The 24,391-nt window shown below is 55.9% G+C and carries 14 protein-coding genes; 8 read left to right on the forward strand and 6 right to left on the reverse strand.

Annotation, left to right across the window (positions count from 1 at the left end; genetic code table 11):
* Positions 1–1,038, reverse strand: coding sequence for an SPFH domain-containing protein (locus tag LDN84_RS01220; RefSeq protein WP_223906971.1), 1,038 nt, complete (start codon positions 1,036–1,038; stop codon positions 1–3).
* A gap of 190 nt (positions 1,039–1,228) precedes the next feature.
* Here LDN84_RS01220 and LDN84_RS01225 point away from each other — a divergent pair, with 190 nt between their 5' ends.
* Entirely contained in the window at positions 1,229–2,410 is a 1,182-nt protein-coding gene (locus LDN84_RS01225; RefSeq protein WP_223906974.1) for an acetyl-CoA C-acyltransferase family protein, read from the forward strand.
* A 121-nt stretch (positions 2,411–2,531) separates the two neighbouring features.
* Here LDN84_RS01225 and LDN84_RS01230 read toward each other — a convergent pair whose 3' ends face one another.
* Positions 2,532–3,734, reverse strand: coding sequence for an ammonium transporter (locus LDN84_RS01230; RefSeq protein ID WP_223906976.1), 1,203 nt, complete (start codon positions 3,732–3,734; stop codon positions 2,532–2,534).
* A gap of 550 nt (positions 3,735–4,284) precedes the next feature.
* Here LDN84_RS01230 and LDN84_RS01235 point away from each other — a divergent pair.
* The 7 genes from LDN84_RS01235 to LDN84_RS01265 all read left to right on the forward strand — a co-directional run bounded on the left by LDN84_RS01235 (position 4,285) and on the right by LDN84_RS01265 (position 15,997).
* Positions 4,285–5,757: a PAS domain S-box protein gene (locus LDN84_RS01235; protein WP_223906979.1), complete on the forward strand. Its 1,473-nt coding sequence runs from the start codon at positions 4,285–4,287 to the stop codon at positions 5,755–5,757.
* Between the two features lies 1 nt (position 5,758).
* Positions 5,759–6,367 carry an ANTAR domain-containing response regulator gene (locus LDN84_RS01240; protein WP_223906982.1) on the forward strand — a complete coding sequence of 203 codons (609 nt, stop codon included), beginning with the start codon at positions 5,759–5,761 and terminating at the stop codon, positions 6,365–6,367.
* Between the two features lie 450 nt (positions 6,368–6,817).
* A complete protein-coding gene (locus tag LDN84_RS01245; RefSeq protein ID WP_223906985.1) occupies positions 6,818–8,365 on the forward strand; it encodes a methyl-accepting chemotaxis protein in 1,548 nt (515 codons plus the stop codon).
* A gap of 174 nt (positions 8,366–8,539) precedes the next feature.
* Positions 8,540–11,005 (forward strand): bifunctional diguanylate cyclase/phosphodiesterase, encoded by a 2,466-nt coding sequence (locus LDN84_RS01250; RefSeq protein ID WP_223906990.1) that lies wholly within the window; start codon positions 8,540–8,542, stop codon positions 11,003–11,005.
* A gap of 73 nt (positions 11,006–11,078) precedes the next feature.
* Positions 11,079–11,999 carry an arginase gene (rocF, locus tag LDN84_RS01255; protein WP_223906993.1) on the forward strand — a complete coding sequence of 307 codons (921 nt, stop codon included), beginning with the start codon at positions 11,079–11,081 and terminating at the stop codon, positions 11,997–11,999.
* A gap of 93 nt (positions 12,000–12,092) precedes the next feature.
* Positions 12,093–14,867, forward strand: coding sequence for an EAL domain-containing protein (locus LDN84_RS01260; RefSeq protein ID WP_223906996.1), 2,775 nt, complete (start codon positions 12,093–12,095; stop codon positions 14,865–14,867).
* Between the two features lie 158 nt (positions 14,868–15,025).
* Complete coding sequence (locus tag LDN84_RS01265) at positions 15,026–15,997, forward strand: IS30 family transposase (protein WP_223906352.1); 972 nt, start codon at positions 15,026–15,028, stop codon at positions 15,995–15,997.
* A gap of 36 nt (positions 15,998–16,033) precedes the next feature.
* Here the strand turns inward: LDN84_RS01265 and LDN84_RS22975 are convergent, their stop codons facing one another.
* The 4 genes from LDN84_RS22975 to LDN84_RS01285 all read right to left on the reverse strand — a co-directional run bounded on the left by LDN84_RS22975 (position 16,034) and on the right by LDN84_RS01285 (position 24,348).
* Positions 16,034–17,695, reverse strand: a complete 1,662-nt coding sequence (locus LDN84_RS22975) for a methyl-accepting chemotaxis protein (protein ID WP_276572412.1) — start codon at positions 17,693–17,695, stop codon at positions 16,034–16,036.
* A gap of 114 nt (positions 17,696–17,809) precedes the next feature.
* Positions 17,810–19,978, reverse strand: a complete 2,169-nt coding sequence (locus LDN84_RS01275) for a putative bifunctional diguanylate cyclase/phosphodiesterase (RefSeq protein WP_223906999.1) — start codon at positions 19,976–19,978, stop codon at positions 17,810–17,812.
* Positions 19,979–20,065: 87 nt separating this feature from the next.
* A complete protein-coding gene (locus tag LDN84_RS01280) occupies positions 20,066–20,869 on the reverse strand; it encodes a substrate-binding periplasmic protein (protein ID WP_223907003.1) in 804 nt (267 codons plus the stop codon).
* An 80-nt stretch (positions 20,870–20,949) separates the two neighbouring features.
* On the reverse strand, positions 20,950–24,348 hold the full coding sequence (locus tag LDN84_RS01285) for a PAS domain-containing hybrid sensor histidine kinase/response regulator (RefSeq protein WP_223907006.1): 3,399 nt from the start codon (positions 24,346–24,348) through the stop codon (positions 20,950–20,952).
* Positions 24,349–24,391 lie beyond the last annotated feature (43 nt).

Consider the following 24,391-nt stretch of genomic DNA (forward strand, 5'->3'; position numbering starts at 1 on the left):
TCAAACCAATTTCTTCAACAGCTCCGCCTTCTTGGCATCAAACTCTTCCTGTGTCAGGATACCTTTGGCCTTGAGGTCACCGAGTTTCTCCAGCGTGGCCATCACATCTTCAGGCTTCACACCGACCGCTTGGACCGGGGCCGCCGCTGCCGGAGCGGCCTGCAAACCGGCCGCCAGGTTTTGCGCCAGCACCTGGCCCAGCGCCACGCCGGCGCCCAGGCCCATGGCATCCCCGGCAATGCCGCTGCCACCGCCGCCGCCGCCTTCGGCAAATTTGGGAATGGCTTGCGCCGTCTGGTACTGCATGAACTTGGCCATGTCGTTGCCCACCATGCCCATGCCGATTTTTTGATCCAGCACTTTTTGCAACTCTTCGGGCAGCGAGACGTTTTGTACCGTCATGCCTTCGAGCTTGAGGCCCAGCTTGGCAAACTCAGGGCTGAGCTGGTGCGTGAGCGCCTGTGCAAACATCAGCTGGTTGGCCGCCAGGTCCAGGAACGGGATGCCGCTGGCCGCAATCGCGTTGCTGATGTTTTGCAACACCAGGCCACGTAATTGGCCGTCCAGGTCGCCGACTTCGTAACGCTCGCGGGTGCCCGAGATTTCGGTGTGGAACAGCTTGGGTTCAGCCACACGGAAGCTGTAGTTGCCAAAGGCACGCAGGCGCACCGCACCAAAGTCTTTGTCGCGGATGGTGATGGGCTGCGGTGTGCCCCACTTTTGATCAACCTGCTGGCGGGTGCTGAAAAAGTACACATCACTCTTGAAGGGCGACTCAAACAGCTTGTCCCAGTTTTTCAGGTAGGTCAGCACCGGCAGGGTTTGCGTGCTGAGCTTGTGGGTGCCAGGGCCAAACACGTCGGCGGCCTTGCCTTCGTTGACAAACAGCGCCATTTGCGACTCACGCACCACCAGTTGTGCACCGGTCTGGATCTCCATGTCGGCCATCGGAAAGCGCCAGGCCAGCGTGCCGTCCGAGTCTTCGGTCCACTGGATGATGTCAATGAATTGTTTGCGGATGAAGTCCATCAATGCCATGCTGCGCTCCTAGTGTTCAGGGAAGAGGGTGCATGATACAAAATCAAAATCAGCGCATCGTTTTCGACATGGTTTCAAGGATTCAGGTTTGCTGGCCGTAAGTCAACCTCAGGGAAGACGCATTACGATGTACCGTGCTTGCATCCAGTTCATCTGGCAGGTGGTTTATTTTTTACAAAAGGAGATTTTTATGACGAAAGAAGTGGTCGTTTTAAGTGCAGCCCGTTCTGCCATTGGCGCATTCGGGGGCTCTTTGTCCAATATGGAGCCGTCTGAACTGGCTGGCATCGTGATGAAAGAAGCCATTGCGCGTTCAGGGGTTGATCCGCTGCAAATTGGCAATGCGGTTGTCGGAAACTGTATTCCGACCGATTCACGCTACGCCTACGTTTCACGTGTGGCCTCTATTCAGGCAGGTTTGCCCATGGACTCCATCGCCATGCAAGTCAGCCGTCTATGCTCTTCAGGGCTGCAAGGGATTGTGACTGCGGCTCAAAACATCATGCTGGGTGATTTTGAGTATGGCATCGGTGGTGGTGTGGAAGTCATGTCGCGTGGCAGTTACATGTTGCCAGCCTTGCGCTCAGGTGCGCGTATGGGTGACACCAAGGCTATTGACATGATGGTTGCGGTGCTGACCGATCCCTTTGGTGTGGGGCACATGGGTATCACGGCAGAAAACCTTGCCACCAAATGGAACATCAGCCGTGAAGAGCAAGATGCCTTTGCTTGTGAGTCACAGCGTCGTGCCGCAGTGGCGATTGCCGAAGGACGTTTTAAATCACAGATCGTGCCGATCATTCAGCAGACCCGCAAGGGTGAGGTTGTGTTTGACTCCGACGAACACGGCAAGGCCAATACCACCATGGAGTCGTTGGCCAAAATGAAACCGGCCTTCAAGAAAGATGGCACCGTGACGGCGGGAAATGCTTCTGGCATCAACGACGGCGCGGCTTTCTTTGTGCTGGCGGCTGCCGATGTGGCGGCCAAAGCCGGTCAAAAGCCCATCGCCCGCATCGTTTCTTATGCCATTGCTGGTGTGCCCAACGAGATCATGGGTGAAGGGCCGATCCCGGCTACCAAACTGGCGCTTAAAAAGGCCGGGCTGACACTGGACCAGATCGATGTGATTGAGGCCAATGAAGCCTTCGCTGCACAAGCGATTGCTGTCAACAAGGGGCTCGGACTCGACCCCGCCAAGACCAACCCCAATGGCGGTGCCATCGCCCTGGGTCACCCGGTTGGTTGTTCTGGTGCCTTCATTGCCACCAAAGCGGTCTATGAGCTGCAGCGCACCGGCGGTAAGTACGCACTAGCTACCATGTGTATTGGTGGTGGTCAGGGTATTGCGGTGATCTTCGAGCGCCTCTGAGGCTGATCAAAATTCCGGCAACAGAACCCAGCTTGTCTGAGCCCCGGAATAAAGTTCATTTTTAAGCGGGTCTTGGATGCCCTGCCCCTTGGGGTGGGGCATTTTTCTGGGCATATACCCCTTACCAGCTGGCTTCGCGGTCCGGGGTGGCGCTGATTTTGTGGATGGACAAGTCTGCACCATCGTATTCTTCTTCCTGACTCAAGCGCAAACCCAGTGTGGCTTTCAGCACGCCATACACCAGCAGGCCTCCCACGGCTGCCCAGGCTACGCCCAGCAGGGTGCCAAGTATTTGCGCACCCAGCGTGACACCACCCAAACCCCCTAGCGTCTGGCTGCCAAAAATACCGGCGGCAATCCCTCCCAAGGTGCCACATAAACCATGTAATGGCCATACCCCCAGCACGTCGTCAATCTTCCACTTGTTTTGTGTCAGGGTAAACATGCTCACAAACAGTGCGCCAGCTACCAGACCTACCGTGAGTGCACCAAATGGATGCATGATGTCGGAGCCCGCACACACGGCTACCAGGCCAGCCAGGGGGCCGTTGTGGACAAAACCGGGGTCGTTTTTACCCAAGACCAACGCAGCCAACGTGCCACCCACCATGGCCATGAGGGAATTCACCGCCACCAGGCCGGAAATTTTGTCGAGTGTTTGTGCGCTCATCACGTTAAAACCAAACCAGCCCACCGTCAGAATCCAGGCACCCAGCGCCAAAAATGGAATGCTGGAGGGGGGGTGTGCCGACATACCACCGTCTTTTCGATAGCGATTGGCCCGCGCACCCAGCAACAGGACCGCAGGCAAGGCAATCCAGCCGCCAACCGCATGCACCACGACGCTGCCAGCAAAGTCGTGAAACTCGGCACCGGTCAGGCTTTTCAGCCAGGCTTGAAAGCCAAAGTGCTGGTTCCAGGCGATGCCTTCAAAAAATGGGTACACAAAGCCAACGATCACCGCAGTAGCAATCAGTTGTGGCCAAAAACGGGCGCGCTCGGCAATACCGCCTGAAATGATGGCCGGGATGGCGGCCGCAAAGGTCAACAAAAAGAAGAATTTGACCAATTCATAGCCATTTTTGGCTGCCAGTTCCTGTGCACCCACAAAGAAGTGGGTGCCGTAAGCCACGCCATAACCCACCGCAAAATACACCACGGTGCTGATGGAAAAGTCCACCAGAATTTTCACCAGCGCGTTGACCTGGTTTTTGCGGCGTACCGTACCCAGCTCCAAAAACGCAAAACCCGCATGCATGGCCAGCACCATGACTGCGCCGAGAAGAATGAACAGGGTGTCTGCGCCCTGTTTGAGTGCTTCCATGAGAACCTCTTGAGATGAAATGAGTTGATTTGGTGCGGATAGGATGTTGTTACCGTCTGCGCACCAATAAGAAGCAAAAAGTGCGCCAATTTGATATTAAAGCGCGTCATGCTGGTGCGGCTGGTTGGATTGGCAACGAAGCATGGCTCCGTAAAGGCGCATTTCATCTCAAGACTCCGCATGAACCGTACAACCAGGCATCGACATCGCGCCGGTGACCGTGTAGGTTGTCCTTGAGTCACGGGATTGCCCGGCGTTGCCCATAAGATGTTGGGCTATCCTCAAATTTCGCTCTGAGGGCATGACTTTTGTGAAATACACGCCCAATCACTTTGGATTGCACTTCTAGAGCTTCTGGCCGCACGGGTGAAATACGACCAAACACGTCCCTAGCTATACTGCTTAGCGGGTTTCAAAAGTTTTCATCTACATGGTGTTCATCGACAAAACTACTCGTCCAAAACCTGTTTTGCCTCAACTGTCCGAAGAGGGCGCTCTTGATGATGCAGCGATGTCTGGTACAAACCCTGAGGACTTGACGCCTGGTGCCATGCGCGCGCTCATTCATGAACTGCGCATGCGTCAAATTGAGCTGGAGAGACAAAACGACGCGCTGCGCCGTACCCCAGGACCCGCCCTGGATCTGGAAGTCCTGAACTCGATCAACGCTGAAATTGTGGTGCTTGATCAGCACGGCATCATCCGGCAGGTGAACAAACCTTGGCAGCGGTTTGCACTTGAGAACAGTGCCGCGCCAGAGATTCATACCGGCATTGGTTCCGATTATCTGAAGGCTTGTCGGACAGACATCCACAACCCGTTGAGCAGCGCCACGCAAGCTCATGATGGCATCCAAAAGGTGATCACAGGAGAGTTGTCCAGTTTTACCCTCGAATATCCCTGCCATTCCACAACCCGGCAGCGCTGGTTCTCCATGTGCGCCTTGCCATTGGGGAAGAATCCCAAGGATGGCATTACCCTTACACACACCGACATCACCGCGCACAAGCAGGCCCAGGAAGATCTCCTTATTGCCGCGGCAGCTTTTGAAATTGCCCAACCCATTGTGATCTTGGACATGTATGGCCGTGTGTTACGAGTCAACCAAGCCTTCACAGACATCACCGGCTACAGTGACCAGGTCATTTCTGGCAAGACGACCATCCTCTTGTTTTCAAAGAGAGAGCCTGTGTCAACTTACAAAAACATCTGGCATGACACTTCGCAGACCGGTGTCCGGCGTTGGCAATGCTGGCTTCGACACCAAAACGGCGAAGACATCTTTGCCCAAGGCACGGCAACCGCTGTCAAAAACAAAGAAGGCACCATCACGCATTACGTGTCCACCTTCCATGATCACACTCTCGTCCATCAACAAGAACAACAACGTGTGTTGCATGAAGCAGCCCACCGTGAAGCACTGGTGCGTGAGGTGCATCACCGGATCAAGAACAACCTGCAAGGTATCAGAGGCTTGCTTCAGCGGTTTGGTCGTGAAAAACCTGAAATTGCCGAACAAATGCATGTTGTTGCCGGTCATCTGAACGGGATTTCCATCATCCACGGGCTCCAGGGTAGACATGATCAGTCTTTGGTTCGCCTGTGCGAGCTGACGCGTGAAATTGCCTTGGCGACAAGTGTGCTCTGGCAAACGGATATCCACATCACCATTCCTGACAATTGGGTTTTTCGTGTTGTCGCTGAAAAAGAAGCGGTCTCAATGGCGCTGGTGCTCAATGAACTGCTGGTGAATGCGATTAAACACGGCGGCAAAGCGCGGGGCCATGTCAGCGTCTCGTTACAGCAAGGCCATGGCATCGAAGGGGTTGAGGTGAATATTCTGAATGCCGGTTTCCTGCGCAACAACAAGAATCGTCCTACAGGGCATCATCACGGGTTGCAGTTGATTGAGTCACTGCGCCCACGTGAAGGTTTGACGGTGACGCTAACACAGCGCGGCGATCATGTGCATACTCATCTCCATATCACAGCGCCCGTGATTACCCTGGATGCCAATAGCTAATATGAACACCCCAAAAGTGCGTACAAACGGTTGTCACCTGCTTCTGGTGGACGATGACCGTCTGGTGTTGTCCATGTTGGCCCTGGCTTTAACCCATGCGGGCTACCAAATCACCACCGCAGAATCCGCAGAGGAAGCAGAAAATTGTTTATCCGAGGGCTGCCAACGCCCCCAATTGGTCATTCTCGATGTGCAAATGCCTGACCAAAATGGCTTGACGCTGGCACAGCGATTGCATGAGCTGGATCACATTCCTTTCATGATTCTCAGCGCCTACAGTGACGCAGAAACAGTTCAAAAGGCAACTGCACAAGGTGCGCTGGGCTACGCGGTCAAACCGATAGACCCGGCGCAATTGATCCCTGCCATCGAAGCGGCGTTGGCTCGTGCCAACGATTTGCACGAGCTCAGAACCACCCGCATGCAACTGCAAACCGCCTTGGACAACGAGCGCGACATCAATCTGGCCGTGGGCATCACCATGATGCAGCACCGCCTGTCCCGCAAGGCTGCCTTTGACATGCTGCGCCAGAGTGCACGTCGCCAGCAGCGCAAATTGAGTGAATTGGCGCAAGGCATCATCCACGCAGCGGAAGCCATCCAACTCTAAACCACATCACGTTGAATAGTCGAGTGATTTGATCTATCGCAATAAATTGGTATAAAGCCCATACAACGTGCTCGCCCCTCCCCCCGGTGGTATGTTTTTGAGGCCCTGAACCCGCCTTGTCATCCCCTCCTATATGCGCCCGTGCGCACAATGGCTATTGATAAGGTTCGCGGTTATGCGTTTGAATCACTTCAGAGTTTCCACTCGACTGATCCCGAGGGTCAGCATTGGTGGCATGGATCTGTTTGGCATCAGCCAGACCCATCCCGTCCTCCAACCCCGCGCATCCGGGCACACACCCAGACTACCTTCAAGGGGTATTCCAGATTGGGGTGGACAATAAAGTTTGAAGTCTTTTTGACCTCAAGCCCTTACAAATAATGCTCAAGTAGCTATTGTAAATATAGCAATTACGTTCAACAGCGCCTGCTTTATTACCCAGAGTCCATCATGCGAACCAATCTACCCGTCACCCATAGCGAGTACCAGTTTCCGAGCTCTGAAACCCTGCTATCGACAACCGATCTGGAAAGTCGTGTCACCTACGCCAATGCTGCTTTTATCCGTACCAGTGGCTTCGAGCGCGAGCAATTGGTGGGGCAGCCCCATAACCTGGTACGCCACCCTGACATGCCTGCAGAAGCCTTTGCCGATATGTGGCGTAGTTTGAAGGCAGGTCAATCCTGGCGTGCTTTGGTGAAAAACCGACGCGTGGATGGTGATTACTACTGGGTCTGTGCCAATGCCGCCCCAATGCGACGTCATGGTCAGGTGACCGGCTACTTGTCCGTGCGTACAAAACCATCCCGCACGGAGGTCGATGCGACACAGGCGTTGTACCAACGCTTCAAGGAGGGCCGCGCCGCTGGTCTGGCTTTTCACCGGGGGATGATTGTGCGCACCGGCTTGCTGCAATGGCTCAGTGCCTTGCAGCTGTTGCCCACTGCCTGGCGCGTGCGCTTGCCCATGCTGGGGGTGGGCATTGCAACCTTGGCCGCGTTGTCGTGGTCTGGCCTGGCCGGACTCACATTGGCGGCTGTTGGGGCAAGCATGATCACCAGCCTGATGTTGGCGAACTGGGTTATTGAGGCGCAGATCACCTCCCCATTGAGCCGCATTCTGGGCGCAGCCCAACAAGTGGCCAGTGGTGAGGTTGCGCCAGACATGAACCTGAACCGCTGTGACGACATAGGCATGATTGCCCGATCCATCAACCAGGCCGGACTGAATTTGAACGCATTGGTGGCCGATGTGTATGAGCAGGCGGCTGGTGTACAAGTAGCCAGCCAGCAAATTGTCAACGCCACCTATGATTTATCCGGTCGTACGGAGCAGGCGGCTTCCAGTTTGGAGCAAACCGCTGCCGCCATGGAGCAGCAAACGGCCTCCATCCAACAAAATTCCGAAACCGCGCGTCAAGCCAGTCTGCGCACCCAGGGTGCTACGCAAATAGCCGAACAAGGGGGGCAGGCCATGGTCGATATGGAAAATACCATGGGCATGATCATCACCTCCAGTCGCAAGATCGCCGACATTATTCAAGTGATTGATGGCATTGCTTTTCAAACCAATATTCTGGCGTTGAACGCTGCGGTAGAAGCTGCACGGGCGGGCGAACAAGGACGTGGCTTTGCGGTGGTGGCCAGCGAAGTGCGCAGTCTGGCTGGGCGTTCGGCAGCAGCGGCCAAAGAAATCAAGGTGCTGATTGAGGACTCGGCAAGCAAGGTTAAAAGTGGCTCACACTTGGTGTCCGATGCGGGCAAGACCATGAGCGAGGTGGTGACACATATCAAAGGTGTCAATACCCTGATGGCGGCGATCACCGCTGCATCCCAAGAACAATCGCTGGGTATTTCCCAGGTCGGTATGGCTGTGACGCAACTCGATCAGATGACGCAGCAAAACGCGGCCATGGTCGAGCAAAGCAGCGTTGCGGCCATCAACATGGGTGCTCAGGCGCAGCGGCTGTTTGATGCAGTGAAGGTGTTTTCAGCGTAACGCATGGGTTTAGAAACCAGACAGAATCACTGCACATAGACCGGAACCAGGCGATCCCCCCAATCTTCCAGGCAGTCAAGTTTTAATGACGCTATGCTCCTGGCTCAAACATTCACAATGAAACCCAATTTTTCCCAGATAGCGGCCACCCATACCCACCCATACCAGAGCGCTATGGGTTGGGCTTTGCTCGCCTTGGCGGTGCCCTTGCTTTGGTGGGTGTCGGAACCCACACGCCAGGTGATCATTCATCCACAAGGATTTCTGTTTTTCCATACCGTTGCAGAAATTTTTGCGGTGGTGGTGGCGCTGCTGATTTTCATCACCGGTTACCGGGCGATTTTGTCAATCCGCAAAAACGCAGTGGTGCTGCTGGGCATCCTGTTTTTGGGGGTTGGTCTGCTGGATTTGCTGCACCTGATGAGTTATGTGGGTATGCCAGATGCCATCACCCCCAACAGTCCGCATAAATCCATCTTCTTCTGGTTGGCTGCACGTTTACTCGGGGCTGGTGCATTGCTGTTGTACGTGCTGCTGCAAGTGGTTTCAGAAGTCAGCACCCGGCGCAAGCGCTTCGCGCTGGCCTTGATGCTCGGTGTGGTGTGCCTGGTGGGTGCGGTAGGGCTGCTGTGGCCTGAGCGCGTGCCCGCGTTGTTTGTGACGGGGGTTGGCCTCACACCACTGAAAATTGGCCTGGAATGGCTCATCATTGCCATGAATCTGATCACCGTGGGTGTGTTGTGGCAGCGCCGACAAGCGTTGCAGCGCGAATGTGTCATGGCACTGATCTTTGCCGCCGCTTTATCCGCTGCATCCGAGTTGTTTTTCACCATGTTGGGCATTGTTGACAAAGACGCAGCCAATGTCATTGGACACATTTACAAAGTAGCTGCCTACCTGTATTTGTTCCATGCCACTTTCAACGAAGCCCTGCAACGCCCCCTGCAGCGCCTGGAAGTGCAGCATTTGCGCGAGAAACTGATTTTGAGTGCGGCACCCGACGGCATTCTGTGGGTGGACAGCCAGGGCAAGATTCTCATGGCCAACCCGGCCATGGAAACACTGTCAGGCTATACCCCGGATGAGTTGATTGAGCAGAATGTAGACATCTTTTTACCTGAGCATTTGCGTGTACGTCACGCCCAGTCCATCCGCGCCCATTTCACGGCCCCCCATGCCAGAGGCATGGGGTTGATGGACTTGAAACTGCTGCGCCGCGATGGTCAGGTTTTACCCGTGGATATTTCCCTGGGGCATTGGGAAGATGAAGGCACGCAATATGCCATTGCCTATATCCGGGACTTAAGTGAGCGCAAACGGTTTGAGGACTCGCTCAAACACCAGGCCACGCATGATGAACTGACCGGTTTGCCCAACCGCTGGCTGTTTCGCCTGCAGCTTGACCAAGCGCTGGCCCGTGCAGCACGCGCCCAGCGGCATGTGGCCGTGTTGTTCATTGACCTGGATTATTTCAAGAACATCAATGACAGTTTTGGCCATAGCACAGGGGATGCGCTACTGGTGCAATCGAGCCAGCGCATGCGTAGCGTGCTGCGGGAAAACGATACCCTGGCTCGCCAGGGCGGCGACGAATTTGCCGTGTTACTGGCTGATTTGATCACCCCCGAAGAAGCCCTTGGTGTGGCCAACAAACTGCTGACCTCCTTGCAGGCCGCTTACCCACTGCATGGTCAGGATGTGTATTCAGGGGCCAGCATCGGGTTGGCGTTTTACCCACACGATGCTCAAACCAGTGAATCGCTGTTGCGCTACGCCGACATGGCCATGTACCAGGCCAAGGCAGACGGGCGTGGCTCCTATGCTTGTTATGCGCGCGAAATGGATCAATTGGCGCATGACAACATGCAGCTGCATACCCACCTGAAAGAGGCAATTGCACAAAATCGTTTGCAATTGCATTACCAGCCACAAGTTAATGTGGTCACCGGCAAGATCGTTGGAGCCGAGGCCTTGTTGCGCTGGTTTGACCCGCTGCTGGGCTCTATTCCCCCCGCACGGTTTATCCCGGTCGCCGAAGCTACCGGGCTGATCTTGCCCTTGTCCGCCTGGGTGCTTGAAACTGCTTGCCAACAAATTGCCGCCTGGACACAAGCGGGTACCCCTTTGTGTGTGGCTGTCAATTTTTCGGCACAACAATTTCGTCAGGCTGATTTGTCTGTGAAGATCAGCCAGATACTGGCTCGCACGGGTGCTCAGGCACAGTGGCTTGACATTGAAGTCACCGAATCCATGGCCATGGAGCAACCTGAACAAGCACGTGCCCAACTTGAGGCACTGGTGGCCATGGGCTGCCGCGTCGCACTGGATGATTTTGGTACCGGTTATTCGTCGCTGGCCTACCTCAAAATGTTGCCCATTCACAAACTCAAGATTGACAAGAGCTTCATGGATGGCATACCCAGTGATGCCAGCGATGCCGCTATTTCGCGCGCCATCATTGCATTGGCCAAGAGTCTGGGCATGGAGTTGATTGCAGAAGGTGTGGAAACCGATGCCCAACTGGCTTTTTTGCGCCAATATGGTTGCCAAACCTACCAGGGCTGGCTGTTTGCCAAGGCCATGGCCGCATCGGATCTGAGTGCGATGTTACGTGCCGAGTCAGGCTCGATGCCGCATTGAACACCATGACGGGCTCCCTTAAGCTCCATCGGCTTCCCAAGCCATAAACTCCAGGGCTTTTTAGGCTATCACCATGAACCTCAACATCTCCCTGATAGGTGCTCCTACCGACATTGGCGCAGGAAGCCGCGGGGCCAGCATGGGGCCAGAAGCCCTGCGCGTGGCCAACATCGTCACCGTGCTTGAAGGCCTGGGCCTGAACGTGCAAGACCGGGGTAACCTGACTGGCCCACACAACCCATGGTTGCCGCCTGTGGACGGTTACCGGCACTTGCAGGAGGTGGCCCAGTGGAACCAGTCGGTACACGACGCGGTGTATGCCGAACTTGCCCAAAAGCGCTTGCCGATTCTGCTCGGCGGTGACCACTGTCTGGGCTTGGGGTCGATCAGCGCAGTGGCTCGCCACTGCCGTGCCACCGGTCAGAAGCTGCGGGTGCTGTGGCTGGATGCCCATGCCGACTTCAATACCGCCGCGCTGACCCCCAGCGGCAACATCCATGGTATGCCGGTGGCCTGCCTGTGTGGTTATGGGCCGGATGTACTGACCCACATCGGTGGTCAGGTGCCCGCCATTGAGGCCAAGTGGGTGCGCCAGATTGGTATACGCAGTGTGGATGAGGGTGAAAAACGGCTGGTGCACAGCGCTGGTCTGGAGGTGTTTGACATGCGTTATATCGATGAGATGGGCATGCGTGCCGCCATGGAACTGGCACTGGCCCTGGTGGATGCCAACACCCACCTGCATGTGAGTTTTGACGTGGATTTTCTTGACCCTGACATTGCCCCCGGCGTGGGTACCACCGTACGCGGTGGCCCTACCTACCGCGAAGCGCAGTTGTGTATGGAGATGATTGCCGACACCGGGCGACTGGCCTCGCTGGACGTGATGGAGCTCAACCCGGCCTTTGATGTGCGCAACAAAACCGCCGAGGTGGCGGTGGACTTGATCGAGTCGCTGTTTGGCAAAAGCACCCTGATGCGCAAGACGCGTTGAGACACGCCCGCAGATACCCCGCACCACATGCGGGTCTGCGGATACAAGTCCAAGGCGTATCATTTCAGCGTCGTTGATCTGGAATACCCCCACATGTCCCCATCTGAATTTCCGTTGCTCAGCCGCTTGAAGGAATGGCAATTCAATGTGCTGACCATTGTCACCACCGTGTTGTTTGCAAACGTGGTGGTGGCGGGGGTGGAGTGGCTGCTGCTGGGGCATGTGAGAGCCGACTCGATGACCGTCAGTACCCTGTCCGGGCTGATCATCGCCACACTGGTGGTTCATGTGGTGGCCCAATTGCGCACCCATATGCTCCGAATCCATCGGCACAGGCAAACCAACATTGAGCTGACGCAGGCCAACGCCCGTCTGGCAGAAAACAATGCATTGCTGGCCACGCTGATGGAAGCCATCCCTATTCCGATTTTTTACAAGGATGCCCAGGGCTTGTATCTGGGTTTCAACCAGGCCTATGAAGATTTTCTGGGCCGTAAACGCTCGGAACTCATTGGCAGAAGCGTTTTTGACATTGCCCCCCAAGACTTGGCCGAGGTCTACCACGCGCAAGATATGAAGCTGATGGCGCAGCGTGGTACCCAGATTTATGAAACCCAGGTGAAAGATGGTCAGGGCCAGATGCATACGGTGATTTTTCACAAAGCCGCCTTCATCGATACGGCAGGTGTGGCCCGTGGCCTGGTGGGTGGCATTCTGGATATCACCAGCCGCAAACAATCGGAGCAGGCCCTCAAGGAAAGTGAACACCGCACCCAGTCGCTTTACGCCCTGCTGCGCCGGGTCGCTGACAACGTGCCCGACATGATCTGGGCCAAAGACCTGGAGAAACGCTATCTGTTTGCCAACAAGTCGTTTTGCGAGCAGTTGCTCAACGCCCGGGACACCGACGAGCCGATCGGCAAGGATGACCTGTTTTTTGCCCTGCGGGAACGCGCCCAGCACCCTGAAAACCCGCTGTGGCACACGTTTGGCGAGCCCTGCCAGGAAACCGACGAAGTGACCCTGCGCCAAAGCGATACCTTGCAGTTTGACGAGTTGGGCTACGCGCAAGGCAAGCCACTGGCGCTGGCCGTACGCAAAGCGCCCTTGATGGGTGAAAACGGTGACATCATTGGTGTGGTGGGTTCTGCGCGGGATGTCACCACAGAGCGTGAAGCCCAGGAAAAACTGCAAGTGTCTGCCCTGGTGCTGGCCAACAGCAGTGAGGCCTTGCTGTTGACCGACGCGAATAACTGCATTGTGGACATCAACCCGGCTTTCACGCTCCTGACCGGTTACACGCTTGATGAAGTCATCGGGAAAAATCCCCGGATACTGCGCTCGGGCAGGCATGATGCCGACTTTTACCAAGCCATGTGGACCCGAATTCAAGCCACAGGCCAGTGGCAAGGCGAGGTGTGGAACCGGAAGAAAAACGGCGAGGCTTTTGCCGAGTGGTTAACCATCAACACCCTTTACCATGACGATGGCAGCGTGCACCGGCGGGTCGGCTTGTTCAGCGATATCACCGATAAAAAACGTTCGGAGGAATTGATCTGGAAACAAGCCAACTTCGATCAGCTGACAGACTTGCCCAATCGGCGTATGTTCCTGGATCGCCTGGCGCAGGATCTGAAAAAGGCACACCGTGGCGGCTTCAAGCTGGCGCTGATGTTCATTGATCTGGATCGCTTCAAGGAGGTCAACGACACCCTTGGGCACGACCGGGGGGATGTCTTGCTGACCGAAGCGTCCCAACGTATTGCCGGCTGTACCCGCGAATCAGACACCGTGGCGCGTCTGGGGGGTGATGAGTTCACCGTGATCCTGACTGACCTGATGGACAACACCGGTATTGACCGCATTGCCCGTGACATTCTGGCGGCCCTGGCTGAACCCTTTACGCTGGGATGCGAGCGTGCTTTTGTCTCTGCCAGCATCGGTATCACGTTGTACCCTGATGATGCGACCAGTCTGGAGGACTTGCTGAAAAACGCTGATCAGGCCATGTATGTGTCCAAAGCCAATGGGCGTAATTGCCTGAGCTATTTCACCCGCACCATGCAGGAGGCCGCCCTGCATCGCATGCATTTGCTGGCGGACTTGCGCGTGGCGTTGGCAGAAAACCAGTTTGAACTGCACTACCAGCCGATTCTGGATTTGCCAAACCACCAGATCCACAAAGCCGAGGCGTTGCTGCGCTGGACGCACCCGGTCAGAGGGGTGGTTAGCCCGGCCGAGTTCATTCCGCTGGCCGAAGAATCCGGCCTGATCCACACGTTGGGGGACTGGGTGTTTGCCCAGGCTGTGGCACAAGTCAAAGCCTGGCGCACCCGGATTGACCCGGATTTTCAGATCAGTGTGAACCTGTCACCCGTACAGCTTCAGTCGGGTGCAGAGCGTTTGCATTGGCAGCAGCATTTAGCCGATGTCCAGCTGGGTGGTGAAGCGGTGGTACTGGAGATTACCGAGGGCTTGCTGCTGGAGACATCACCTCAGCTCACCGCCGAACTGTTGGCCTACCGCGATGCGGGCATCCAGGTTGCCATTGATGACTTTGGCACCGGTTATTCGGCCATGGCCTACCTGAAACAGATGGACATTGATTTCCTCAAAATAGACCGCTCCTTCGTTCGCAATCTGGGCACGGATGCCAGCGACCAAGCCTTGTGCGAAGCCATGGTGGTGATGGCTCACAAACTGGGGTTGAAGGTGATTGCTGAAGGGGTCGAAACCAGCTTGCAACGTGACTTGCTGCAAGCCATGGAGTGTGACTTTGCGCAAGGCTTTTTATTTTCCAAGGCCTTACCCGTCGAGGAGTTTGAACAGCTGCTTGCCACCTTCAGTCACCATCCGTCAGTGCCATAATTTTAATTAAAGCAGGCTGTAGCGCTTGTCTATCAAGCGCTAGTAGCTATCAAATGGCGAGTTCAACTACGAACTGCGTGAGGTTTGAAATCTGGTGGGTGATTGAGGTGAACAGCTAGCATGTACATCCGATCAACCTGACCGTTCATCTGACGCACATGACACATTACCGCCACCTCAATCAAAACGAAAGATACCAAATTGAAGCCCTCGTGACCGCGCAGGTTGATGTCTCGAGCATTGCCAAGCAACTCGCCCGCCATATTGACACCATCAAACGAGAGCTCGCCAGAGGCAGCCAGCCTGACGGGTCGTACTGCGCAGAGCTCGCCCATGCGCTGAGCCAGAAACGCAAGACTGGAAGTCGCAACGCCCGACGCATTGATCAGGACTGCTGGAGCTTGGTTTGGAAACACCTGGATTTGGGCCTATCGCCACAGCAAGTCGCACAGCGCCTCAAAGAGCAAAACATGGCCCGCGTGAGTCACGAGTGCATCTATCAAAAGCTCTATGCCAGCGCCCAATTGCCTGCCCAGCTGCGCTGTCAGCGAAAGAAAAGGCGTGCACGCGCCACGGCCAAACGTAGCAACAGCCGCCGCGGTGCCATCCGAGATCGCGTGGGTATTGAAGAGCGCCCAGCTATTGTTGAACAAAAGAGCCGCATCGGCGATTGGGAGGGTGATACGGTCGTTGGTAAGCAGCATCTGGGAGGGTTGGTGACCTTGGTCGACAGGGTCTCGCGTTACACCTTGGTGGGTCTTGTGCAACGCCGCTGTGCGAACACAGTGGAGAGTGCCATCGTACAGATGCTCACACCCCACAAAGAGCGCTGCCACACCGTGACGTTGGACAACGGCTCAGAGTTTGCCAATCACCTGGAATTTGCCCAAGCACTGCAAACCGATGTGTACTTTGCCAAGCCACACCACCCTTGGCAGCGGGGGCTCAATGAAAACACCAATGGCCTGTTGCGTCACTACTTTCCCAAGGGGGCGAACTTGCTCAAAGTCACCACCGAGGAGGTGCAGCGCTCCGCAAATCGCCTCAATCATCGGCCCCGAAAGTGTCTGGGCTGGCGCACGCCGCATGAGGTCTTTTATGACTTACCCATGACTGCTCTTACACTCTGACTTGGCCCTCACGCAGTTCGTAGTTGAACTCGCCAATTAAAACATTTCCCATTCGCCGTCTGCTGGCTTTTGGGGTGCAGCCGGTTTGGGGCTGGGCTTGGGTGCTGGCTTGTGGGCGGCCTGGGGTGCTGCGGGCGCATGTCCCAGCTTCAAGGCACCTCCACCCACTTGGGGGCGTGGCTTGCTGGCCAGTTGTGGCCGTGGCGCAGATGCCGCAACCGCCGCAGGTGCCGGGCGTGGTCGTACAGGTGCAGTCGCCATGCGCGACATGCTGTGGGTATCGCTGCCCTTGAACACCGCCACGGTCTGCATCAGATCCTGCGCCTGGGCATTCAAACTGGCCGCCGCTGCAGCCATCTGTTCCACCAGTGCGGCGTTTTGCTGGGTGGCCTGATCCATTTCCATGACCGCTTCGCCGACACTGGCCACACCATGAGCCTGCTCACTGGTGGCCGCGCTGATTTCTCCCATGATGTCGGTCACCCGGCGGATGGAGCTCACCACCTCGGCCATGGTGGAGCCTGCCTGATCGACCAACTGCGAACCCAGTTCAACCCGCTCAACGCTGGTGTTGATCAAAGCCTTGATCTCTTTGGCAGCCTCCGCCGAACGCCCGGCCAGGGAACGCACCTCACTGGCCACCACCGCAAAACCGCGACCTTGTTCACCGGCTCGGGCGGCTTCGACTGCGGCGTTGAGTGCCAGGATATTGGTCTGGAAGGCAATGCCATCAATTACGCTGATGATGTCGCTGATCTTGCGGCTGGCCTCATTGATGCCGCGCATGGTGTCCACCACCTGACCCACCACCTGACCACCTTGAGCGGCCACGCTGCTGGCATTCATGGCCAGCTGGTTGGCCTGGCGGGCACTCTCGGCGGACTGGTTGACGGTTTCGGTCAGGTGCGCCATGCTGGTAGAGGTGCGCTGCAAATTGCTGGCGGTTTGCTCGGTGCGGTTACTCAAATCCTGGTTGCCACTGGCAATTTCGGCACAGGCAATTTCGATGCTGCTGGCCCCGGAGCGCACGGCACCTACAGCTTGTGCCATACGTATCAAAGTGGATTTGAGGGCCTCTCCCGAGGGTGTAATCACCTTGATGGCCGCAACATCCAGGGCAATACCATCGGATTGGTTGACCCGTGTCACCATGGTGGCCAGTTCTTCGCCCGCACGGGCGGCACTCGCCATGCCAAGCACCAACGCAATTTCAACCCCCGACTGCACCACCACATAAATGGCATGCAGAATGATGACGGCAAAATTAGGCGTGCCCAGGCAATACACCCCCAAACCTGCTGCTTGCAAACGGTCAAAAACGACATGGTGTACGGCATAGGCGGCAGCCGCAAACACAATCACCTTCCAGTCACGGTACACCAGCATCAATGCCAACGTGACAAACACTCCAAAGTGGAATTCGATCATGCCGAGACTGAGCTGAATGTGCAGCACCACCAGCCCAATCAGCGCAAAGGTCAGCACATATTTACTCAGGACTGTACCTTTGGCGCTGGTATACACCACCACGGACAGCAAACCCAAAACGACCACAGTGCCCACGGCCAACGTGGTGTCCACAAACTGAAAGCCCAAGATCAGCGCGGCCAAAGCACTGATCGCAATGGCCAGCAAAACCATGCGGTCACCAAAAATGGCGGTTGCCTGTGCCGGGTTAGACGTTTCTGTCGAATTCATTCAAAAACTCCTGGTTAACGTGAATCGATGGTAGGGACAATTTCACCCATTATGAAATTTAGTTTGCATAAACGCCTTGGGCCGGATCCATCATGCAACACGTTGTCATGATGCTCATTGGCCAAAATATCGCGCAGCAAACTCTGCTGCGGTGATGGGGCGACTGAAGTAATAGCCTTGGAAGATGTGGCAACCCATGTCCCCGAGACGGTGGACTTGCTCTGCGGTTTCCACCCCTTCGGCAATCACTTCCATGTTAAAGCTGTCGGCAACCGCCAGCATGGCCTTGACGATGGCGGTGTCAGCCGGGTTTTCAACCATGTCCCGCACAAAAGACTGGTCAATTTTGATGACATCCACCGGCAGACGTTTGAGGTAAGCCATGGACGAGTAGCCCGTGCCAAAGTCATCAATGTGGAACTGCACACCCAGGTCGCGCAACACGTTCATACGCTCCACCGCACGATCAGTGTCCACCACCAGCATGCCCTCGGTGATCTCCAGCATGACCTGTCGCGGGTCCGCCAACCCCTGCAATGCCTGCTGAACAACGTGAACAAAGTCAGCTTGCTGAAATTGCCGGGGGCTGACGTTGATGGCCAGACCAAACCCCGGCGGTAGCAGACCTGCGTCACCCCATTGCCGCAATTGGGCCATGGCACTGTTCATCACCCAGGCACCAATTTCAAGGATCAGGGTGGATTCTTCTGCCATCGGAATAAATTCCGCCGGTGAAACCCAGCCACGCTGCGGGTGCTGCCACCGGATCAGCACCTCGGCACTCAGCAGCTTGCCTGTGTGATCCACCTGGGGCTGATAGGCCAGTGAAAACTGCTGTTTGTGCAAGGCTTCGCGCAGATCGGTTTCCATTCGGTGCCGCGCCTGTGCGCTGGCTTGCATTTGCGCCTGAAAGAAATGAATGCAGTTGCCACCCGCCATTTTGGCGTGGTGCAGCGCGGTGTCGACGTTTTTCAGCAGTTCCTCGGCATCGTTGCCATCGGCCGGGAACAGTGTCACACCAATGCTGGCCGACAGGTGCAAACTTTGTTCCCCCACCGCATAAGGCAGCGCCAATACGGATCGGATCGAATAGGCTACCTGGTGCGCCGCGTGTGCCGCCTCTTCAGCTGTTTCGCCCAATCCGGTCAACAACACCACAAACTCATCCCCGCCCAGACTGGCCAACAAATCGGTGCTGCGCACCGTATTGAGTCGACGCGCCACCTCCAGCAAAACGCTATCGCCCGCAGCATGCCCAAGCGCATCATTGAGCCGCTGAAAGTGATCCAAATCCACGAACAGCAGCGCACCATGGCGGTTCAACCGTTCAGACAGCGGGGCCTCGTGTTCCAGCCGCTCCTTGAGCATGCGCCGGTTGGCCAGCCCGGTCAGTGCTTCGTGGTAAGCCAGATGCGTGGCCTGGGCCTCGGCGCTGATACGTGCGGCAATGTCCTGCTCCAGTTCGGCATTGGTTTGCCGCAACTGGGTGTAAGCCTCTTCGAGTTTGTCCTGCATTCCATGGAACGCCTCAAACAACTGATCCAACTCATCCTTGTCGGACGCTGGGCTGTGTGGTGCAAGCAACGGTACGTGCATCGGTGTCCGCAAGTCAACCCCCCGGATCAGCCGCGCCAGCGACACCAGATGCCGAGTGACCAGGGCGTGAACAATGTACAAAATAAAAAGTGACACACAAAACGTCTTGAAACTCTGGGTCAACAAAATGACCAAAGCACGATTGAACAGACGCTCATACACGTCATCCAGGGTGCCTTCAATGGTCAATGTGCCAATGGTGCTGCTTCTGCCATGGTCATCAAATTCCAGCGGAATATGCCAAACCATGACCGCGTTGTCCTGGTGTTGGCCCACAGTCACGTACAAGGGGTGCTGCGTTTTTTCCTTGGACTCTTGCACTTGAGCCAAGCGGATGTCGGGCAGGCGCACAATGCCTTCGAGCTGGGCCTGCAGCTGGGGCAGGTCGACTCGCCACAAACTGCGCGCCAAGCTGTCGTGGTAGCTGCCACGAATTTGTTCAACCCGTCGCTCGATGGCATCTACGTCGCGCTGATAGTCCAGGTAAAGCTGGAAGGCTGTCAGCGCAAGGGTGAGCATTGAACTGAAGATCAGGATATTCAGCAGCAAGCGACGACCAATCCCGCCAAGGAGGGAAAACTTGGACAGGCCAAAACCCTGCGGCCTGGGCGAGGGGGTGGGCTTGCCTGTTTCTTGCCGTTCAGCCTGGTGAAACGAAGCGACAGCACTGGCGGGTTGTTCTGTCATTGGCTTGCAGCCTGGAGCGATTTTGCTCCGGCAAAAATGGTGTTTGAGCTCTACCTGAAGCCATCATTCTCGCTCAAATAGAGCGCTTTATTGTGGGGTTTCCGCGCGTGATGGATGCACGGTTGTCCAGAGAATTTCCGGTTTGTTCAGGGTCTCGGCAACGGCTTCCAGCCGAGCCATCAAGGGCACCGCATCAGGGCGTTTTTTGGACAGCACCAGATAGACATCTAGCCGCTCAAACACCTCGAACGCCAGACGCTTGTTGGGCCGAACGGCCAGCACTTCAGTGGATGGGCCGGTGTAGTCAATCAGATAGTCCGCACGGCCACGCTCCAGCATGGCGAAAGCGGCTTCATGGGTTTGTGCCACGTTGTTGATGACCCCATTTTTTTGATCCTCGATGAATTTCAATAGCCCACCATAGCTGTAACCCAAAATGGTGATAACACGTTTGCCAACCAAGCCTTCTCTGGACTTGACCGGCGCGGCATTTGCACCACTGTAAATCCTCAGTTCGGTGCTGGCCACGGGAAGTTTGCTGACCAGACAACAGTCCTGCAACACCGGGGCTTTGACCAGCATGGAAAACTCGGCCGTGCCATTACGCAAGTTCTCGAACATGCGTGCGGCGGGATAGCCCTTGCCATGCCAGGGAACCCCGGCTTTGCGAAACAGCACGGCAGCCAGGCGCAGTAGCGGGTTGTCCGGCTCACCCTGCGCATCCCGCCGGGTAGTCCAGACCGACTCGCTGGGGTAGGCGTATTCAATTTCAGCGGTGGCAGGTGTCGGCGGCTGCGCCAGCGCGAGGCACGGTATCAGCCCAAGCACCGCCCAACGGGCCGCTTGGACCACAAAGAACCGGCTGATGGTGGGCCTTGGTGAATCAGGCATGCTCAACCTCCGTTTCCGACAGCCGCCCATGGCGTTGGAGTATTCAAGTCGTTCGCTCCATCAAAAACACACATCGCAAATTATGTGGCGAGCTTGCCAGTGACGCTTTTTAACACGCGAATCAAATGCGCTAGGTTGAATGGTTTGCTCACATGGTCATTCATACCCGCGTCCAGGCAAGCCACACGGTCCGTGTCCATGGCGTTGGCGGTCATGGCCACAATCGGCAGCGTGTTGTTATCAAGAGTTTGCCGGATGGCGCGGGTGGCATCCAGGCCGTCCATCACTGGCATTTGCATGTCCATCAGCACCACATCAAAGGGGATGCTGGTGGCGGCAATCAGATTCAGCGCCTCTTGGCCATTGTTGGCTAAAGTGATTGCCGCACCTTCGCTTGCCAGTAGTTCACGGGCAATTTGCTGGTTTATAAAGTTGTCCTCCACCACCAAAATACGCATTCCCTCCAGCGCCAGGATGGCCGCTGTTGATTCGGTGTCAGGGGTATACATTGCATTTGCAAACGACCCTTCGGGCAGTTCAGTAGGGCTGGGGGACGGCACATGTGGTCGTGAGCTTGTTGCAAGATGCGCGTTGGCTGCCCGTGGCAACGCTATGCTGAAGTAAAACCGACTGCCCTGCCCCAGGGCACTTTGCAATTCCAGTTTGCCGCCCATCAATTCAATCAGGCGTTGACTGATGGCTAGTCCCAAGCCGCTGCCGCCGAAACGACGTGTGGTGGAGGCCTCGGCCTGGGTGAATCCGGTGAAAATTTTGGCTTGATTTTCTGGTGCAATGCCAATGCCGCTGTCTTCCACGGTAAATTTCAGCATCACATGGTCTGCCGCGTGATCCATTTGCTCAATGGACAAGGTGACCTCGCCTTGCTGTGTAAATTTGACTGCATTGCCACACAAATTAATCAGCACTTGTTTGAGTCGCAGCGCATCTCCGACCACTCTCCCAGGGAGGTGAGGGGCCAGGCTGAGGCGCAAATGCACGGGTTTGTTCCCAATGTAGGCGTTGACGACCACTTGCACGTCAGAGACCAGTGTTTGCAAGGCAAAGGGTTGCGGGTCAAGTGTCATCTTGCCGGCTTCGGCCTTGGAAATGTCCAGAATGTCGTTCAGCAAAACCAGTAGTGACTGGGCGGCGCGCTCGCTTTTGGCGGTGTAGTCGGCCTGCTTGGGTGTGAGCTCAGTTTTGCCCAGCAGCATGAGCATGCCCAAGATGGCGTTCATGGGGGTGCGTATCTCGTGGCTCATGTTGGCCAAAAACTGGCTCTTGGAGCGCGAGGCCTCCTGCGCCGCCTCGGTGGCCTCCATCAGCTCGGTAATGTCGACCCGGAAACCGACGGTGTAGCCATTGGGCATGCGGCGCTCCAGAATACGCATTGTTCGTCCATTACCCAGTTTTTGGGTCAAGCGAGACATGGGTAAGCGATGCAGCGCCAGCCGCTCAGCAACCCATTCCTCGACGCGGCCTACCGCTTGTATGTATTGCCCACGCTCCGCACCTGCACGAATCAGCGTCTCGAAACGGATACCTGGCTGAACCAGATCGTCATCCAGGGAGTAAACCTCACGGTAACGCTGGTTGCACAACACCAGCTCATCCTGATCGTCAAAGAGCGCAAAAGCATCGTCCAGCGCTTCAATACTGCCTTGCAGCAGATCCGCATTGCGTCTGGCCAAGGCTTCAGCAGCTTTACGTGCCGTGATGTCTATACGGATAGAGACATATTTCTCCACCAAGCCGTCGTCGTTCACAAACGGGGCAATGAAGGTGTCCATCCAATACAGTCGGCCATTTTTGGCGCGGTTACAAACCTCGCCGCGCCAAGGTTTGCCAGACGCAATGGTTTGCCACATCTGGGCCCAAAAAGAGGCATCTTGCACGTCTGACTTGAGCAGGCGGTGGTTCTGCCCCAACATTTCCTCGCGCTCAAAGCCGCTGATGTCACAAAACGCATCATTGACTTGGATGATGCGGCCAGTACGGTCAGCCATGGATACAATGCCCAACAGGTCCAGGGTGCTGAGCAGGGCATTGTTATCGCGCAACACCGCTTCAAGTTGGGCCTGTGCCATGCGCCGCTCGGTGATGTCTGATTCAATCGCCATGAAGCCATTGATCTTGCCTTGCGAGTCACGCAAAGTCTGGATTTCCAGTTCCAGCCAGTAGTCATTGCCCTGTTTGTTCCGGTTGAGCAGCTCGCCACGAAAACTCTGTCCGGTTTCCAAGGCCTGGCGCATGCGGGTCAGCGTGGCTTTGTCAGCATTTTCGTTTCCTAAAAATGCCGGTGAGCGGCCTAGAGCCTCGGCTGCGCTGTAACCAGAGATACGTTCAAAACTGGGGTTGACCCAGATGATTTTCCGTTCTGCATTGGTGATGATGACGGCATTGGAGGTTTTTTGCGCCACCAGCGCCATCCGTTGCAGGTCCTGTGTCATGCTGTGTGCCAGCGCTTCGGCACGTTGGCGACCCTGGGCTTGTTGCCACATCAACAAGGCCAGCAAAAGGCTGGTCAAAATGCCGCTCAAACCCGTCAACCAGGGGTGCATCAAGTCCATATTGGACTCAAAACTGCTTGTGCTGCGGGTTTCCAGAGTGAGTTGGTGCCCTAATAAATTCAGGGTTTGGGTCGATTGAAAACGTGTTCCGGCAAGCAGATCGTTTTCAAATAGCAAATTGTTGCTGGTTTGGCCATCGCTGGTGTCGGAGAGCTTCATGGTCAGGGCGTTGTTAGACACCAGATTCATGCCACTGAGCAACTCGTCGATGACGATAGGTGCGGAAATGACACCGAGCAGCGCTACACGTCGCTCCGTGGCCGAATTCAGCCGCGCGACTTGGCGGTAGATCGGGACATAAATGACCATCCCGGGGGTATTCCGTTCGTTTTGCACCAGATGGACGGGTGCGGACATGGTCGGCTCCGCACTGTCAATGGCTTGTTCAATAGCGTGTCTGCGTCGCTTTTCGGACCCTGCATCAAGCCCTTGCGCACCCATATTGTCAATGGCAGGTTCCATGAATGTCACGACGTAAAGCGTATCTTCCTGAGGGTCATCCAGCGTGTGAAGCGTGAAATCTGGAGCGCCGTCGGCACGTACCCGATCCAAAAATGGATCCAATGCATCACGTGTGACCCGCTCAATGAAACCAAACCCGCGAACACCCGGAAATTCCACTGGCAAATCGCGCGAAAAAACGTGTTCGGTGAATTCCTGGCGCGTGATATCCGTTCTGGCTGCGTACATGGCGCGTAAGCCATTGAGCCCATGGACTGGCATCGTGATACGCCGGGTGATTTCATTGGCGACACGATTCACAATACGTTTGTACTCGCCCTGGGTTTGCTCCTGCAGGCGCTGATTCAGCCAAAATCCGGTGGCCAGCGATATGGTCAGACCTATAAAAAAAACGCTCAAGGACAAAAAGAGTCCGGATTTGAGCTGGCGGTCGAACCAAATGTGCATGGAATCAGGATAAACGGTAAAAGCAATGCTTCAACAACGATAA

The sequence above is a fragment of the Rhodoferax lithotrophicus genome, from assembly GCF_019973615.1.
GTDB lineage: Bacteria > Pseudomonadota > Gammaproteobacteria > Burkholderiales > Burkholderiaceae_C > Rhodoferax > Rhodoferax lithotrophicus.

What these genes read in the sequence shown, in the direction of transcription:
- LDN84_RS01220 (WP_223906971.1), bottom strand. Translation starts at nt 1,038, where the DNA reads ATGGCATTGATGGACTTCATCCGCAAACAATTCATTGACATCATCCAG.
- LDN84_RS01225 (WP_223906974.1), top strand. Translation starts at nt 1,229, where the DNA reads ATGACGAAAGAAGTGGTCGTTTTAAGTGCAGCCCGTTCTGCCATTGGC.
- LDN84_RS01230 (WP_223906976.1), bottom strand. Translation starts at nt 3,734, where the DNA reads ATGGAAGCACTCAAACAGGGCGCAGACACCCTGTTCATTCTTCTCGGC.
- LDN84_RS01235 (WP_223906979.1), top strand. Translation starts at nt 4,285, where the DNA reads ATGCGCGCGCTCATTCATGAACTGCGCATGCGTCAAATTGAGCTGGAG.
- LDN84_RS01240 (WP_223906982.1), top strand. Translation starts at nt 5,759, where the DNA reads ATGAACACCCCAAAAGTGCGTACAAACGGTTGTCACCTGCTTCTGGTG.
- LDN84_RS01245 (WP_223906985.1), top strand. Translation starts at nt 6,818, where the DNA reads ATGCGAACCAATCTACCCGTCACCCATAGCGAGTACCAGTTTCCGAGC.
- LDN84_RS01250 (WP_223906990.1), top strand. Translation starts at nt 8,540, where the DNA reads ATGGGTTGGGCTTTGCTCGCCTTGGCGGTGCCCTTGCTTTGGTGGGTG.
- rocF (WP_223906993.1), top strand. Translation starts at nt 11,079, where the DNA reads ATGAACCTCAACATCTCCCTGATAGGTGCTCCTACCGACATTGGCGCA.
- LDN84_RS01260 (WP_223906996.1), top strand. Translation starts at nt 12,093, where the DNA reads ATGTCCCCATCTGAATTTCCGTTGCTCAGCCGCTTGAAGGAATGGCAA.
- LDN84_RS01265 (WP_223906352.1), top strand. Translation starts at nt 15,026, where the DNA reads ATGACACATTACCGCCACCTCAATCAAAACGAAAGATACCAAATTGAA.
- LDN84_RS22975 (WP_276572412.1), bottom strand. Translation starts at nt 17,695, where the DNA reads ATGAATTCGACAGAAACGTCTAACCCGGCACAGGCAACCGCCATTTTT.
- LDN84_RS01275 (WP_223906999.1), bottom strand. Translation starts at nt 19,978, where the DNA reads ATGACAGAACAACCCGCCAGTGCTGTCGCTTCGTTTCACCAGGCTGAA.
- LDN84_RS01280 (WP_223907003.1), bottom strand. Translation starts at nt 20,869, where the DNA reads ATGCCTGATTCACCAAGGCCCACCATCAGCCGGTTCTTTGTGGTCCAA.
- LDN84_RS01285 (WP_223907006.1), bottom strand. Translation starts at nt 24,348, where the DNA reads ATGCACATTTGGTTCGACCGCCAGCTCAAATCCGGACTCTTTTTGTCC.